A 14,666-nucleotide genomic window follows, 5' to 3' on the forward strand; every position below is an offset into this window, starting at 1 on the left:
CCTCAGCGCGAACCGGTATCGACGGTCACCGTGGTCGACAGGCCCGGCCGCAGCGCGACCTTTTGCGCCGGGTCCTGGTCGATGGCGATCCGGACGGGCACGCGCTGGACGATCTTGGTGAAATTGCCGGTCGCGTTCTGCGCCGGGATGACGCTGAAGATCGCCCCCGTCGCCGGCCCCAGGCTGCTGACATGGCCCTTGAGCGGCACGTCCGGCGCGATGTCCGTATAGACCGTCGCCGCCTGTCCGTCGGCCATGGCGCGCAACTGGTCTTCCTTGAAATTGGCGTCGACCCAAAGCCCCTGCTCCGGAACAATCGTCAGGAGATAGCTGCCCGGCGAGACATAGGTGCCGACCTGCGCCAGCCTGTTGCCGACGATGCCGTCGATCGGAGAGCGAACCTGCGTGAAGCCGAGATCGAGCCGCGCCGTCTCGACATCGGCCCTGGCGGCGGCAAGCGCGGCTGTCGCTTCCGCGATCTGCGTGTTGAGGACATCGAGCCGTTGCCTGGCGGCCGCGAGTCCGGCGCGGGAGGCGGCAACGGAAGCCTTCGCCTGGCCGTCGGCGGCAAGGCTTCTCTGCGCGTCCTGCTGCGTGCCGGCCTTGGTGCTGGCCAGCACCTCATAACGCTTGGCATCCTGGGCGGTGAAGACGGCGGCCACGTTCCTGGCGTCGAGATCGGCCTGCGCCTGCTCGATCAGCGAATTCTGCAGCGCGACCTGGGCGCCAAGATTATCGAGGGCCGATTGCTGCTGCTGCACAGTGGCCTGTGCACGGTCCAACGCCGCCTTGAAGGGCCGGTCGTCGATGCGGATGACGAGCTGGCCCGCCGCGACATGCTGGTTGTCTTCGACGAGGATCGCATCGATGTGTCCGGCAACGCGTGGCGCCAGCGGCGTGACGTTGCCGCCGACATAGGCATCGTCGGTGGAGACGAGGAAACGGCCTGCCTGCCACCACTGGACGCCATACCATCCGGCAGCGCCGACCGCGACCAGCGCGGCCAACATGACGAGCGGCTTGCGACGCTTCCTTGCAGGCGTGGCGACTTGAACGACCGACGCCTGCGCCGGCTGCAACTCGGCAGCGGAGAGAACCTTGTTCATTTGCCCGGCGCCTCTTCGCGGTTTTGATCCACCGGCCTGTTATCGACCAGCGGCAGCCCGGACCCCTGGCTGGCGAAACGGTATCGCTGCCGCATGCGCTCGGTGGCCATCGGCCCCGTGGCCATGGTGAAATCGTCGCTGTCGAGCTGCCTGCCGCTCTGGCGGTCGACCAGCACCGGCTCGGCCCAGCGCCCATCGGCCTTGTCCACCACCACCAGGCTCGGCCCCTCGGGCGCCAGATGCTTGTTGCCCCAGGCGAGCAGGGAAAGCAGGACCGGGCGGAAGTCGCGCGCCTTGGCTGTCAGCACATATTCGTGCCGAAGCGGCCGTTCGCAATAGACACGCTTTTCGAACAGGCCCCGCTCGACCAGGCTGTTCAGCCGCCGGGTCAGGATGTTGGGCGCGATCTCCAGGCTTTTCTGAAACTGGTCGAAGCGCTTCAGCCCCTGGAAAGCGTCCCGCAGCAGCAGGATGCTCCACCACTCGCCGACATCGTCGAGACTGCGCGCGATGGGACACGGCCGTGTTTCGAAGCTTGTTTTCGCAACCATTCGCGTGACTCACTTTCAAAATGCAAGCCACAAATAGCCGACATAGTTGCATAATGCAAGTTACCTGATGGGCGACACGCGCACCGGCGCGACACGAAGTCGTGAGCGGCGCATCGCAACACCGTCCGAAGCCACTGGCGGCCGCATCGATCAGGGCAGCAGCACGATCTTGCCGATGGCGCGGCGCTCTTCCAGCAGTCGATGTGCCTCGCCTGCTTCATGCAATGGAAACCGGCCGCCGATCGCCACCTTGAGCCGGGCGCTCGCCGCAAGCTCGAACAACTGCGCCAGCCCTGACCTGAGAATGTCGGGGGACAGAAGCGGCAGCAGGGCAAAGCCTCTGAGCGCCTGATTGCGGCCGATCATGGTTTCGATGTCCAAGGCCGACAATTGAAACCGGCCAAGCGCCGCGAACACCAGCTCTCCGCCGGGTGCCAGGACATCGAGAAATCCGTTGGTCAACGCGCCACCGACCGTGTCGTAGACGATTTCGACGCCATCGCACGCATCACGGACCCGCGCCGGCCAATCCGCTTCGCTGGAGTCGATCGCCGCATCGGCGCCAAGCGACAAGGCGAAATCGCGCTTGGCCTTGCCGCCGGCGAGCGCGATGACGCGACGCGCGCCCTGCCCTTTGGCAAGCTGGACAAGCAGCGAGCCCACGCCGCCGGCCGCGGCGGGAACGAGCAGCGTCCTGCCCGCCGGCGGGCTTTGCCGCGGCAGATGCAAGGCGGTCAGCCCCTGCACCATCAAGGCCGTCGCGTCTTCAAAGGAAAGCATCTCCGGCAACGGCACCGCGAGGCCGGCGGCGATCGTTACATATTGGGCATAGCCGCCGAATGGCCGGGCCGAGGCGAACAACGGCACGGCGACGCGCTGTCGCAACAGGCGCCGGTCAACGCCGTCACCGACCGCCTCGACGGTGCCGGCGACCTCGACGCCGGGAAACGCCGGCAGGCCGGGCTTCACCGCGTAGCGATCCGCGCGCATCAGCACCTCGAAGAAATTGATGCCCGCGGCCGCGACCTTGACCAGGACCTCGCCAGGCATTGCGGCCGGCCTTGCTAGCTCGACGACTTCCAACACTTCCGGACCGCCGAAACGGTTGAACTGGACGGCTTTCATGGCAGGCTCCGATCGCTATGGCATCGGCCGCCCTTTGCCACTATCTGCGCAGTCGCCGCTACACAGCAATTTGTCCGCTGCACACCGGGAGGTGACCATGGCCCGCATGATCAAACGACTGCCGATGCTGCCGGCCGAACGTGCTTTGAAGGTGATCTCCGGCCGCTGGAAAGCGGTGATCCTCTATCATCTGTTCGATGGTCCGCGCCGGCTCTCGGCACTCAAGGCATTGATGCCGGGCATTGCGCAGAAGGTGCTGATCGACCAGCTTCGCGAGATGGAGGAGCACGGGCTGGTCAGCCGGGAAATCTTCGCCGAAATCCCGGCGCGCGTCGAATATTGCGCGACGCCGCTCGGCCTCAGCCTCGAGCCCATCCTCCTGGCGCTTTGCCAATGGGGACAACACCACGCCGATACGCTGGACGAGCAGGCCCATCTTGCCGATTGCATCATCAGGCCAAGGTCGATGGCGAAAGCATCTTCCGCAACATAAAAGGGCGGCGCAAGCGCCGCCCTTTCGGGAGGATGATGTTTGTTGCGGATCAGGCCGCCTGGGCTTCCCCGGCGATGGCGTCTGCGGCGCGGGCCGCCTTCAGCACCTTGGCCCACCAGGCGACATCGTTGACCAGCGCGGCACCGGCCTGGTTCAGATGCTCGATGTCCTCGAGCTTCTTTTCGCCCTGGCGCACGGCAAGGAAATCGGCCCAGGCGATATGGACGGCGGACTTGACCGGCGCCATCTGCAGCTCGACGGCGGCAAGGCGAAGGTGTTCGACGGCGCGCGAGCCACCGACGCTGCCATAGCCGACAAAGCCGGCCGGCTTCTTGTTCCACTCATTGGCGGCGTAGTCGATGGCGTTCTTCAGCACGGCCGTCGGGCCGTGATTGTATTCGGCGGCGGTGAAGATGAAGCCGTCGAACTCGGCGACCTTCTTCTGCCAGCGCTGCGCGACTTCGTTCTGCGACGGTGCCCAGGCCGAGGAAGCGACCTCGTCGAAGAAAGGCAGCGGCCAGTCGCGCAGGTCGACGATCTCGACATCGATATCGGCATGGGCCTTGGCGATCTTTGCGATCCACTGCGTCGGCACGTCGGCGAAGCGGGCGGCGCGCGTCGAACCGACGACGACGGCGATTTTGGGCTTGGACATAAGGGGCTCTCCTTGCGGGAATTTTAGGTATCGTTTGGATACCGGCGCTATATGTGATACTGACAATCAGGCACGCAAGGAGGCACGTTTTTGTTACTGAGGCACCCGCACAACACCGAGGACTGCCGGGCCGTGTCGGAGATATTGCAGCGCGTCGGCGACAAATGGACGGTGCTGGTGGTCGGCAAGCTGGGCGCCGGGCCATTGCGTTTCAACGAATTGCGCGCGGCTGTCGGCGGCATTTCGCAGAAGATGCTGACCACCACCTTGCGCGGCCTGGAACGCGACGGCTTCGTCACCCGCAAGGTGTTTGCGACCATCCCGCCGCGCGTCGATTACGAGCTGACCGAACTCGGCCACGAGTTGCTGGTACCGGTCGGCGCGCTTGGCGAATGGGCGCGCAAAAACACCCAGCGCGTTCAGTCGGCACGCGCCAGATTCGACGAGATGCACGTCTAAAACCCTTGCACGGCAAGGGCTCGGGAGTTTAGCGGCAAGCTATGTTGTCCAGCGCGATCGGATGCACGGTTCCCACACGAGACCCAGCGACATCGTCTTGCAACGCCTGGTCGGCGGCCCAAGGCGGGGCCTGGCTCCGGAGAAGACGATCCCATTCCGTCGGCAGTCAATCAGGCCCTTCGTACCGTGCCCTTGCAGGCCTCCGGGGCGCAGGTCGCGCATGATTGTGCCTGCTGCTTCAGCCCAGCATCGCCCTGCAAGCAGGTGGTGCGCGGCCGGTCTTCCTTGACTTCGGCATAAGCGGTTATGCCGAGCAGGCAAACGAGGGCAAACAGGGCTGCCAGGAGCCCGCCGTTCAGCATGTGTTGACGCATTGTCTCTCCCCCAACACCGGCAGGATCGGGGGCGAAGGCAACGATTGGATGTCGCCAGGCGCGTCGTCGACGCAGGCGCTGTTACAAATGGCCGGACCTGGAGAATCGCCTCGCGTCAGCCTTCGGCGGGCACAGCCTTCGGCTTGCCCTCGCCATCGAGCGCCACCATGACGAAATCGGCATGCGTCACCTTTTCCATCAGGTCGGAGAGATAGCGTTGCGCCCAGGCCTCGACCTTGAGCGTCATCGAGGTGCGGCCGACGCGTTCGACATGGGTGTAGATGCACAGCGTATCGCCGATCTTCATCGGCTTGGCGAAGGACATCTCCTTGACCGCCGCCGTCACCACGCGGCCCCTGGCGCGCTCGGCGGCGCGGATGCCGCAGGCAAGATCCATCTGCGCCATCACCCAGCCGCCGAAAATGTCGCCGGCAGCATTTGCGTCCGACGGCATGGCCAGCGTGCGCAGCGTCAGGTCTCCGATCGGCCGGCCTTCGGCGTATTGCACCATGCGAGAAATCCCTGAGATCGATTGCCACCGATCCCGTAGCGTCATGGCGGCTGGAGGTCAACGCCGCCGGGCACCATCATAGCGGAAGGTAGCTCATGGCTGGTTGGGAGGCCGATCAGGGGCAATGAAAGAGGAGATTTCCGAGGCCAGTATCTCGGGAATCTCTTCTGCCATGTGATGCCCGCTCGGCACTCCTTTACCGGTGAGGGTCGAGCCCGCCCAAGGCTTCCAGACACCCAGGACATCCCCATACAAGGGTTCAAGATCGTCTTTCAGCGACCACAAGACCGCCATTGGACACTGAATGCTGCGGCCCAAGCGACGATCTTCCGCATCATGGATGTGATCGATCGACAACCCGGCCCGATAGTCTTCGATCATGCCATGAACGACGTCGGGGTTGCGGATTGCCTCAAGATAATCCGCGTAAGGTTCTTCGCCCATCTCTGCCGGGGATCCACCATACCACTGCTCGGGGGCGACATTGATGGCGCGTTCAGGTTTGTCCGGCTGGGCGAAGAAGAACCAATGCCACCATGCGGCGGCAAAACGTTCATCGCAGCGCTCCAGGGCTTCAAGGATGGGAACACCATCCAGGATCATCAGATATGTGACCGCGGCCGGGTGGTCCATCGCCAGCCTGAAGGCCGTATAGCTTCCGCGATCATGCCCGACCACCGCGAAACGGTCGAACCGGAGACAATGCATCAGTTCAATGCAATCATGGGCCTTTGCGCGCTTTGACGAACCGGAATGGTTGGCTGTGTCTTCGGGAATGGAGGATTGCCCAAACCCGCGCAAGTCAGGGCAAACGACCGTAAAATCCTTCGCCAGAATGTCGGCCACCTTGTGCCAGGTGACATGCGTGCGCGGATGTCCGTGCAGCAACAGAACCGCCGGTCCGACGCCGCCGACGCGAACGCGAAGGGTGGCGTTCGTAAGACTTATCCGCTCCAGTCGAAATCCTTTGAACATCACGTCGCAATCCGCGGCCGTGAAGAAGGTTCCTCTTGGAAACCCGAAACGGTCGAACCCAGCCGCTAGAAATAGCGCGCGAGGTTAGCTCGGACACGATCGAGAACCGTACCCCCCGAAACATCAGGGACGAAGGCCTTGCCCGTGATCGCCTCATAGGCCTGCGCGTAAACCCCAGAGGCCTGTGCGACGATCTCGTCCGGAATCCTCGGGATCGGGTCCTTGTAGGGGTCGCAGCGTGCCGTTACCCAGGAGCGGATGAAATCCTTGTCGAAACTCTCCGGCCGGGTGCCGTTCACCAGCGCCTGTTCATAGCTCGCCCCGATCCAGTAGCGGCTGGAGTCAGGCGTATGGATCTCGTCGGCCAGAATGATCGTCCCGTTCTTGTCGGTTCCGAATTCGTACTTCGTGTCGGCAAGGATAAGCCCGCGCTCGGCGGCGCGCGCCTGGCCGCGCGCGAACAGCTTCAAGGCGTAGTCCGAAACGGTATCCCACTGCGCTTGCGTAAGCAGCCCCTGCCCGATGATCTCGGCCCTGGACAGCGGCTCGTCATGGCCGCCATCGGCCGCCTTGCTGGTCGGCGTGATGACCGCCTCGGCCAGTTTCTCATTGTCGCGCAAACCGTCCGGCAGGCGCATCCCGTACATCTCCCGCTCGCCGCGCTTGTAGCGGGTCAGGATCGACGTGCTGGTGGTCCCGGCCAGATAGCCGCGCACGACGATCTCGACCGGCAGGATATCGAGCCGCGTGCCGACGACGACATTCGGATCGGGATATTCCAGCACATGGTTCGGGCAGATGTCGGCGGTTTCCTCGAACCAGTAGCGCGCCGTCTGGGTGAGGATCTCGCCCTTGAACGGAATCGAGGTCAGGATGATGTCGAAGGCGCTAAGGCGGTCGGTGGCGATAATGATGCGCCTGTTGTCGGCGAGGTCGTAGTTTTCCCGCACCTTGCCTTTGTAATAGCCAGGCAATTCGGGAATGAAAGCGTCCGACAGGGTGCGCATGTGATTTCCCGCTTTCCGCAGAGTGACCAGGGCTTGATTCCGAGACGTCGCAGACTTTCGGAAAACTCCGCATAGTCCGTCGAGCCCGTGCATATCAAGCGCGATTGTCGGTATTCCCCGCAACCCGGCCCGATAGACCAGTCGCTTTTTTCACAACCGATGCCGGAAGGCGCGGCGACGCGGCGAACCGGTGGCGTCTAGGCTGCGCCCTGTTTTTCAGGAGCCGCCCATTTCCATCATGCAGACCTATGATTTCATCATCGTCGGTTCCGGCTCGGCCGGCTCGGTGCTTGCCGACAAGCTCTCGGCTTCGGGCCGTTTCTCGGTGCTGGTGCTGGAAGCCGGCGGCACCGACCGCCGCTTCTACGTGCAGATGCCGCTCGGCTACGGCAAGACCTTCTTCGATCCGGCGGTGAACTGGAACTACAAGACCGAAGCCGATCCAGGCCTCGGCGGCAATGTCGACCACTGGCCGCGCGGCAAGCTGCTCGGCGGCTCGAGCTCGATCAACGCCATGGTCTGGATCCGGGGCGCGCGCGAGGATTTCGACGATTGGCGTGCCGCCGGCAACCCCGGCTGGGGCTATGACGATCTGTTGCCGGCCTTCAAGGCGCTGGAGGACAACGAGGCCGGCGCCGACAGATGGCGCGGCACCGGCGGCCCGCTGCACATCAGCGACACCACCAATGCCGTCCACCCGCTGACCAAGCGCTATCTGGCCGCCGGCCAGCAGGCCGGGCTACCGCTCAATCCCGATTTCAACGGTGCGGCCCAGGAAGGCGTCGGCATCTACCAGATCTCGACCAGGAACGGGCGCCGCATGTCGGCGGCCCGCGCCTTCCTGCGCCCGGCGATGAAGCGCGCCAATGTGCGCGTCGAGACCAATGCGCTCGCCAGCCGCATCCTGTTCGAGGGCAAGCGCGCGGTCGGCGTCGAATATCTGCAGAACGGTCAGACGAAAACGGCGCGCGCCGGCCGCGAAATCATCCTTTCGGCAGGCTCGATCAACTCGCCGCAGCTCCTGCAGCTTTCCGGCGTCGGCCCTTCGGCCTTGCTTGGAGGCTTGGGCATTCCCGTGGTTCATGCCAACGAGAATGTCGGCGCCAACCTGCAGGACCATGTCGGCATCAACTACACCTTCAAGGGCAAGCTGCCGACGCTGAACCAGATCCTGCGCCCCTGGTGGGGCAAGTTGCTGGTCGGCATGCAATACATCCTGACGCGCTCCGGACCGCTATCCTTGTCGATGAACCATGGCGGCGGTTTCTTCCGCACCGACCCGAGGTTTTCGCGCCCCAACATGCAGCTCTACTTCCAGGCCTTCTCGACCGTCATTCCCAAGAGCGGCGAGCGGCCGATCCTGACGCCCGACCCCTGGCCGGGCTTCTCCATCGGCCTGTCCAATTGCCGTCCCTCGAGCCGTGGCGAGATCATGATCCGCTCGAGAAATCCGCTCGATTATCCGAAAATCGTCGCCAACGCCTATTCGACCAATGCCGATGTCGACGAGATGCTGGCCGCGGTGAAATTCGTGCGCAGGATCGCCTCGATGCCCGCCATGGCGGAGATCATCGCCGAAGAGGTGCTGCCCGGCCCATCGATCCAGTCCGACGCGGACCTGATCACCGATTTCAGAAAACGCTCCGGCACCGTCTATCACCCGGTATCGACCTGCCGCATGGGTCCTGATCCCGCGCGTTCCGTCGTCGACCCGCGTCTCAAGGTGCACGGGCTGGAAGGCCTGCGCGTCATCGATGCCTCGATTTTCCCCGACAACATCACCGGCAACACCAATGCAGCCTCCGTCATGACCGGATGGAAGGGCGCCGAACTGGTTCTGGAGGACCAAAAATGAAGATCACCGACGTCAAGACCTGGGTTGTCGGCAACCCGCCGCCCGGCATCGGCGGCAAATATTTCATCTTCGTCAAGCTGACCACCGATGGCGGCGTGGTCGGCTATGGCGAGGCCTACAACGCCACCTTCTCGGCCCATGTCACGGCGAAAATGATCGAGGACATGGCGGAACGCTACCTCGTCGGCCGCGATCCGCACGACATCGAGAACTTCTTCCGCCGCGCCTATTCCTCGGGCTTCACCCAGCGACCCGACGTGTCCGGCATGGGCTGCTTCTCGGCGCTGGAAATGGCCTGTTGGGACATTATCGGCAAGGAAGCCAACAAGCCGGTCTACAAATTGCTCGGCGGCCGGGTGCATGAGACGCTGCGCTCATACACTTACCTCTATCCGCACACCGGCAGCGTCCATTCCGAGGACGCGCCGGACGGCAGGAATGTCTACAACGATCCCGAAATGGCGGCCGCCTGCGCGCTCGAATATGTCGAGCAGGGTTTCAACGCCGTCAAGCTCGACCCCGCCGGCCCCTACACCGCCTTCGACGGCCACCAGCCGCGCCTGCTCGACATCGACGTCTCCACCCGCATGATCAAGGCGATCCGCGAGGCGGTCGGCACCCGCGCCGATATCCTGTTCGGCACGCATGGCCAGTTCACCGCATCGGGCGCGTTGCGCCTGGCGCGCGCCATCGAACCCTACGATCCCCTGTGGTTCGAGGAGCCGGTGCCGCCCGACATGCCGGAGGTTATGGCCCAAGTTGCCCGCGCGACCTCGATCCCGATCGCCACCGGCGAGCGGCTGACGACAAAATCCGAATTCGCCCGCGTCATCGAGAACCGCGCCGCCACCATCCTGCAGCCGGACCTCGGCCGCTCCGGCGGCATTCTCGAAACCAAGAAGATCGCCGCCATGGCCGAGGCCTACCACATCCAGGTCGCGCCGCACTGCTATTGCGGCCCGATCGTCGGCGCCGCCAACATCCAGCTGGCGGTAACGCTGCCCAACTTCCTGATCCTGGAATCGCTGAAGCAGTGGGACGGCTTCCACGCCACGCTGTTGAAGAAGAAGATCGAATGGCAGGACGGCAACGTCATCCCCTCGAAGGAACCGGGGCTGGGCGTCGAGCTCAACGAGGCGGTCTGCGACGCGCACCCCTATACGGGCAAGGACCTGCATCTGCAGATGATGCAGACGCCGCTGATGCCGTGAGCGAAGCCTACGCCTTCATCGGCCTTGGCCATCTCGGCGGCAACCTTGCCGCCAGCCTGGTCCGCAACGGCTTTGCCGTCACCGTCTTCGACCGCGATCCCGCTGCTGCAGAGCGCCTCGTCGCGCTCGGGGCCGTGGCCGCGGACAACCCAGCCGGGGCGGCGGCACGCGCCGGCAATGCGATCACGTGCCTGCCTTCGCCGAAGGTCAGCGAAGCCGTTCTGGCCGGCCCTGGCGGCCTGCTCGACGGCCTGCCCAAGGGCGGCACCTGGATCGAGATGTCGACCAACGGCCGCGACGAGATCGTGCGCCTCGCCGCCCTCGCCTCGGCCAGGGGGATCGAGACACTGGAGTGCCCGGTCACCGGCGGCGTGCATCTGGCGGCGGCCGGAAAAATCACCGCGCTGGTCGGTGGCGATGCCGCCCTCTACGAACGTCACCGCTGGGCCATCGAAGCGATGTGCGCGAAGTCGTTCCTGATGGGTCCGATTGGCTCGGCGGCAGTGATCAAGGTCATCACCAACATGCTGGCCTTCATCCATCTCGTCGCCGCCGGCGAGGCGCTGATGCTGGCCAAACGGGGCGGCCTCGACCTCGCGCAATCCTACCACGCCATATCAGCCTCTTCCGGCAACAGCTTCGTCCACGAGACCGAAAGCCAGCTCGTGCTCAACGGCTCCTACGACATCGGCTTCACCATGGACCTGGCGCTGAAGGATCTCGGCTTCGCACTGGCCATGGCCGAACAGTCGGGCGTGCCGCTCGACCTGGCCACGCGCGTCAACGCGATTTTCGAGCAAGGCAAGGCCGCCTATGGCGGTGATGCCTGGTCGACCCAGATCGTCAAATTGCTCGAGGACGCGGTCGGCACTGACCTGCGCGCGACAGGCTTTCCAGCCAAATTGGAAATCTGACTGGAAGTTGGAAAACCAAGCAATTTCATTTACTTGAATAGATAGCCGGATTCAGTTTCGAAAAGACTTGAATCATTCCGGCAACGGCTTGATTCAATATCTCAGCGTCAGCGCGCCGGGCAGCATCTCGAAAGTCGCCGGAATGCGCCCGGGCGACTCGCCGTCTATGTCGACCAGCGCGCCGTTCTTCTCGACATCGCCCAGCGGCTCGACGACGACTTTTCTGCCGCGCAGGATGGTGATCGCCGGGTGGTTGCGATGCCGGCCGCCATAGAGCAGCCTGATATCCCAGATCAGCTTCAGCTTGCCCGCCGCGCGCAGGATGACGATGTCGAACTGTCCGTCGGTGAGTTCGGCATCGGGCGCGATCATCATGCCGCAGCCGAAGAATTTGCCGTTGGCCACCGCCACCAGCGCCATGCGTGCCTCGACCGGGTCGCCGTCATCGACGGTGATCCGCACATGCTGGAAGCGATAGCGGATGAACTCGACCACGGTGCGCCACAGGAACAGCGCCTTGGCCGACATTCTGCCCTTGCGCTTGTCGGCATTGACGGCTCGGTCGGTGGCGCCTGACAGGCCGAGGCTGGCGATGTTGATGAAGTGCCGGCTGGCCAGCGCGCCATGGTCGTCTATGTAGCAGATGCGCCCGGCGTCGACTGCCCTGGCCTTGGCCTCGGCGATCCGCTTCAGCGTCGCATCGATCTCCTTCGGCAGGCCGAGGCCGCGCGCGAAATCGATGCCGGTGCCGCAAGGCAGGACGCCGAGCTCGGTTGTCCTGCCGCCCTCCTCGCGGGCCTGCAGCAAGCCGTCGGCCACTTCGCTGGCCGTGCCGTCGCCGCCGGCCGCGATCACCAGATCGAAGCCGTTTGCGGCGAGGTCTAGCGCCAGCCGCTCGGCGTCGCCCTCGGCCTGCGTCTCGCGCAGTTCGAAATCGCCGAAATGCTTTTTCAGCGCGGCGGCGACATCGGGCCAATGCCGCTTCAGCCGGCCGCCGCCGGCAATCGGATTGAGCACCACCCCGACCTTCAAATTCTCGCCCTCCCGGCGCCGGGCATGGAGAACCCGATCTTTTGCCGGCATTCAAACCCGTACCGCCCGGCGGAGCAAGGGGCACCGGCGCGCATGGGCATCGAAAAAGCGGGCAGGCTGTCTAACGTCTTCGCGCTTGAATTTCCTTGGCTTCTGGCATCGGTCCCCGATAATCCCGTTATCCACAGGGGCACGGCCATTCCCCAAGGCCCTTACCCGGCGTAAGTTCAACCCATCTCAGGCGGCTACCGATCATCAAGCCGAAAGGCGAAAGTGAAAGGCGGATTTCCTGAGGCCCGTACGGCCCGGAACAAGAGCAGGCTTGCCTGTTCGAGGGACGGAAGCCGAGACCTACGGGGCCGCGGAAAGCGTGCCAACGCCGACGGCGGACCGATGCTGCCATGAAGGACGGCAAAAACCTTCGATGGCCGCAGGGCAAAGCCCGCAAGGGCGGAGACCGGCGAGGTCCCGAACGGACGCTGCTCTCGGGTGGCGGACTGGCAGGACCGTCAAAATCAAGGCCGGCATGGCGCGACGACTTTACGGAAGTTGCTGCCGCGACCGTGTCCTGATCTGACAGGGAGGCGCTGGGAGAAATCCCGGCGCCGACTGTCTTTTGGCCTCCTCCAAGTTCTTTCCCGGCGAAGTTGCGCGCCCCGCTTCACCGCGCGTCAAAATCGGTTAGTATCGCTGCGTCGTCAGGGTCCGTCTGCAACGGGCTTTCGGAGGGGGATACTTCATGACGCTGATCCAGAAGCTTGCCGTTGCCTACGCCTTCCTGTTCTTCGCGGTCGTGGCCATCGGCTACATTCCGGCCTTCAACGATGCCAACGGCAATCTGTTCGGCCTGTTCTCCCTGCAATGGTATGACGATCTGCTGCACGCCTTTTCGGGCGTCTGGGCGCTGGCCGCCGCCTTCATCTCGCACCGCCAGGCGGTGTTCTATTTCAAGCTGTTCGGTTCGGTCTACCTGTTCGACGGCGTGCTCGGGCTGATCACCGGCTCCGGCTGCCTCGATGCCGGCATCTTCATCAGCGGCTTCCGCTCCCTCAACGACATCGAACTCCCCGCCCGCTTCTTCGCCAACCTGCCGCACATCGTCATTGGCGGCATCGCCGTCTATATCGGCTTCTGGCTGTCGAAGCGCGTATACGACCACTTTGCCACGGCCTGACCGGCCATGTTCCTGTTCCGCTGGATAAAGCGCATCATCAAGACGATCCTCTGGCTGATCGTCATCGTCACCCTGATCCCGATCGCCGGGCTGGCCTATGGCTTCCTGACGACGCCATCGCTCGACAAGACCCCGCTGCCGGGCATCACCGACGGCGCGCCGCCCAAGGTGCTGGCCGACAAGGTGCGCGCCGAGATCCCCGGCTACCAGCGGCCGGAGGAATCGACCTTCCTCACCTACCCCGAATGGGCGATCGTCTACGCCGCGCGCGAATATGCCGGCTTCGTCGCCAAGGACCAGCCGAGCGGCTTTCCCTACTGGTCGTATGTCGGCCGCTTCTGGCAGGACTATGCAATGGTGATCCGCGCCAGTTCCGCCCACAAGTTCAACTACGCCGACCACCAGATGCTGGTCATCATCGGCACCAGCCATTCGATCGAGCATATCCTGCAGTGGGCCTATGAGAACACGGTCGGGCGCGTCACCGAGGCGACATCGGCCAGGCGCACCGCCGCCGACATCTACCAGGCCAAGGTGGCGGCCGACTACGCAGGCTTTCTCGACCAGGTGCCATGGTACCAGTTCCCCTATGCCGAAAAGCGCGCCGGGCTTTTCGCGGTGCAGCCAGCCCCTGGCGACAGTTCCATCCGCACCAGCGAACGCAAGCTCGCCTTCGGTCTCGCCGACACCATCAAGCAGGGCTATGCCGACCTGATCAAGAAGGCGCTTGCCGCCACCTCCGATCCCGCTCTCCTCGACATCCACGTCTGGGCCAGGGGACCGGTCGGGGAAGCCACGCGCAACGAGCCAGACACATTGCTGGAGCGCGACTACGGCGCCGACGGCACCATCTTCGTCACCAAGCGCTACCAGGTGTTCACCGACATGATCCCGCGCCTGATCGACAAGGGCGTCTCCTTCGTCGAGATCGGCGGCAATGACGAGATCATGGTGACGATGCTGTCGACCGACGCGATCGCCGTTCCCGAAGGCATGCGCATCCTGTTCAGCTATCCCTTGCCGGCGGACGCCTCGACGCGCCGCACCGGCATGGTGGTGGCCGTGCGCAAGCTGCATCTGGTGCTGCCGTCGCTGATGAAGGCAGGTGCCAAGCTCGAACACGTCTACGATTACTGAGGCTTTTCGGCCACTCCTGACCAGGATCGGTCGAGCCGCCACGCTCATTCCACAATCGCGGCCAAATCCCGCCTTGTTCGCGCGCGA

At 64.1% G+C, this 14,666-nt stretch carries 16 protein-coding genes; 7 read left to right on the forward strand and 9 right to left on the reverse strand.

Features of this window, described 5'->3' with window-relative positions; all coding sequences use genetic code 11:
* Positions 1-2: 2 nt before the first annotated feature.
* The 3 genes from FJ967_RS30880 to FJ967_RS30890 form a co-directional block, all read right to left on the reverse strand.
* Positions 3-1,106 carry an HlyD family secretion protein gene (locus FJ967_RS30880; protein ID WP_140736100.1) on the reverse strand — a complete coding sequence of 368 codons (1,104 nt, stop codon included), beginning with the start codon at positions 1,104-1,106 and terminating at the stop codon, positions 3-5.
* Entirely contained in the window at positions 1,103-1,657 is a 555-nt protein-coding gene (locus FJ967_RS30885) for a helix-turn-helix domain-containing protein (protein WP_140736101.1), read from the reverse strand. Before FJ967_RS30885 ends, FJ967_RS30880 begins: the two co-directional genes overlap by 4 nt.
* Positions 1,658-1,807: 150 nt before the next feature.
* Entirely contained in the window at positions 1,808-2,782 is a 975-nt protein-coding gene (locus FJ967_RS30890) for a zinc-binding dehydrogenase (protein WP_140736102.1), read from the reverse strand.
* Positions 2,783-2,879: 97 nt separating this feature from the next.
* Here FJ967_RS30890 and FJ967_RS30895 point away from each other — a divergent pair, with 97 nt between their 5' ends.
* Positions 2,880-3,275, forward strand: coding sequence for a helix-turn-helix domain-containing protein (locus FJ967_RS30895; protein WP_140736103.1), 396 nt, complete (start codon positions 2,880-2,882; stop codon positions 3,273-3,275).
* A gap of 49 nt (positions 3,276-3,324) precedes the next feature.
* On the opposite strand, the gene FJ967_RS30900 is transcribed toward FJ967_RS30895, so the two are convergent.
* Positions 3,325-3,930 (reverse strand): NADPH-dependent FMN reductase, encoded by a 606-nt coding sequence (locus FJ967_RS30900; protein ID WP_140736104.1) that lies wholly within the window; start codon positions 3,928-3,930, stop codon positions 3,325-3,327.
* Between the two features lie 90 nt (positions 3,931-4,020).
* Between FJ967_RS30900 and FJ967_RS30905 the strand changes: the two genes are divergently transcribed.
* The gene (locus FJ967_RS30905; RefSeq protein ID WP_140736105.1) at positions 4,021-4,389 is read left to right on the forward strand and encodes a helix-turn-helix domain-containing protein; all 369 of its coding nucleotides are present in this window, start codon (positions 4,021-4,023) and stop codon (positions 4,387-4,389) included.
* A gap of 170 nt (positions 4,390-4,559) precedes the next feature.
* Here FJ967_RS30905 and FJ967_RS30910 read toward each other — a convergent pair whose 3' ends face one another.
* The 4 genes from FJ967_RS30910 to FJ967_RS30925 all read right to left on the reverse strand — a co-directional run bounded on the left by FJ967_RS30910 (position 4,560) and on the right by FJ967_RS30925 (position 7,256).
* The gene (locus FJ967_RS30910; protein ID WP_140736106.1) at positions 4,560-4,763 is read right to left on the reverse strand and encodes a hypothetical protein; all 204 of its coding nucleotides are present in this window, start codon (positions 4,761-4,763) and stop codon (positions 4,560-4,562) included.
* Between the two features lie 115 nt (positions 4,764-4,878).
* Positions 4,879-5,274, reverse strand: coding sequence for an acyl-CoA thioesterase (locus FJ967_RS30915; protein ID WP_027044112.1), 396 nt, complete (start codon positions 5,272-5,274; stop codon positions 4,879-4,881).
* A 93-nt stretch (positions 5,275-5,367) separates the two neighbouring features.
* Positions 5,368-6,249, reverse strand: coding sequence for an alpha/beta hydrolase (locus tag FJ967_RS30920; RefSeq protein ID WP_140736107.1), 882 nt, complete (start codon positions 6,247-6,249; stop codon positions 5,368-5,370).
* Between the two features lie 65 nt (positions 6,250-6,314).
* On the reverse strand, positions 6,315-7,256 hold the full coding sequence (locus FJ967_RS30925) for a phosphoribosylaminoimidazolesuccinocarboxamide synthase (RefSeq protein ID WP_140736108.1): 942 nt from the start codon (positions 7,254-7,256) through the stop codon (positions 6,315-6,317).
* Between the two features lie 238 nt (positions 7,257-7,494).
* On the opposite strand from FJ967_RS30925, the gene FJ967_RS30930 reads away from it, so the two are divergent.
* From FJ967_RS30930 to FJ967_RS30940, 3 genes are read left to right on the forward strand one after another with little or no spacing between them, the layout of a single operon-like run.
* Positions 7,495-9,111: a GMC family oxidoreductase N-terminal domain-containing protein gene (locus tag FJ967_RS30930; protein WP_140736109.1), complete on the forward strand. Its 1,617-nt coding sequence runs from the start codon at positions 7,495-7,497 to the stop codon at positions 9,109-9,111.
* On the forward strand, positions 9,108-10,322 hold the full coding sequence (locus FJ967_RS30935) for a mandelate racemase/muconate lactonizing enzyme family protein (RefSeq protein WP_140736110.1): 1,215 nt from the start codon (positions 9,108-9,110) through the stop codon (positions 10,320-10,322). Before FJ967_RS30930 ends, FJ967_RS30935 begins: the two co-directional genes overlap by 4 nt.
* The gene (locus FJ967_RS30940; protein WP_140736111.1) at positions 10,319-11,236 is read left to right on the forward strand and encodes an NAD(P)-dependent oxidoreductase; all 918 of its coding nucleotides are present in this window, start codon (positions 10,319-10,321) and stop codon (positions 11,234-11,236) included. The genes FJ967_RS30935 and FJ967_RS30940 overlap by 4 nt, the downstream gene beginning before the upstream one ends.
* Before the next feature lie 93 nt (positions 11,237-11,329).
* On the opposite strand, the gene FJ967_RS30945 is transcribed toward FJ967_RS30940, so the two are convergent.
* The gene (locus tag FJ967_RS30945) at positions 11,330-12,268 is read right to left on the reverse strand and encodes a diacylglycerol kinase family protein (RefSeq protein WP_140736130.1); all 939 of its coding nucleotides are present in this window, start codon (positions 12,266-12,268) and stop codon (positions 11,330-11,332) included.
* A gap of 739 nt (positions 12,269-13,007) precedes the next feature.
* Here FJ967_RS30945 and FJ967_RS30950 point away from each other — a divergent pair.
* The gene (locus FJ967_RS30950; RefSeq protein WP_140736112.1) at positions 13,008-13,442 is read left to right on the forward strand and encodes a hypothetical protein; all 435 of its coding nucleotides are present in this window, start codon (positions 13,008-13,010) and stop codon (positions 13,440-13,442) included.
* 6 nt (positions 13,443-13,448) lie between these two features.
* Positions 13,449-14,579, forward strand: coding sequence for a hypothetical protein (locus FJ967_RS30955; protein WP_140736113.1), 1,131 nt, complete (start codon positions 13,449-13,451; stop codon positions 14,577-14,579).
* The last annotated feature ends 87 nt before the right edge of the window (positions 14,580-14,666 follow it).

The sequence above is a fragment of the Mesorhizobium sp. B2-3-4 genome, assembly GCF_006442315.1.
Lineage (GTDB): Bacteria > Pseudomonadota > Alphaproteobacteria > Rhizobiales > Rhizobiaceae > Mesorhizobium.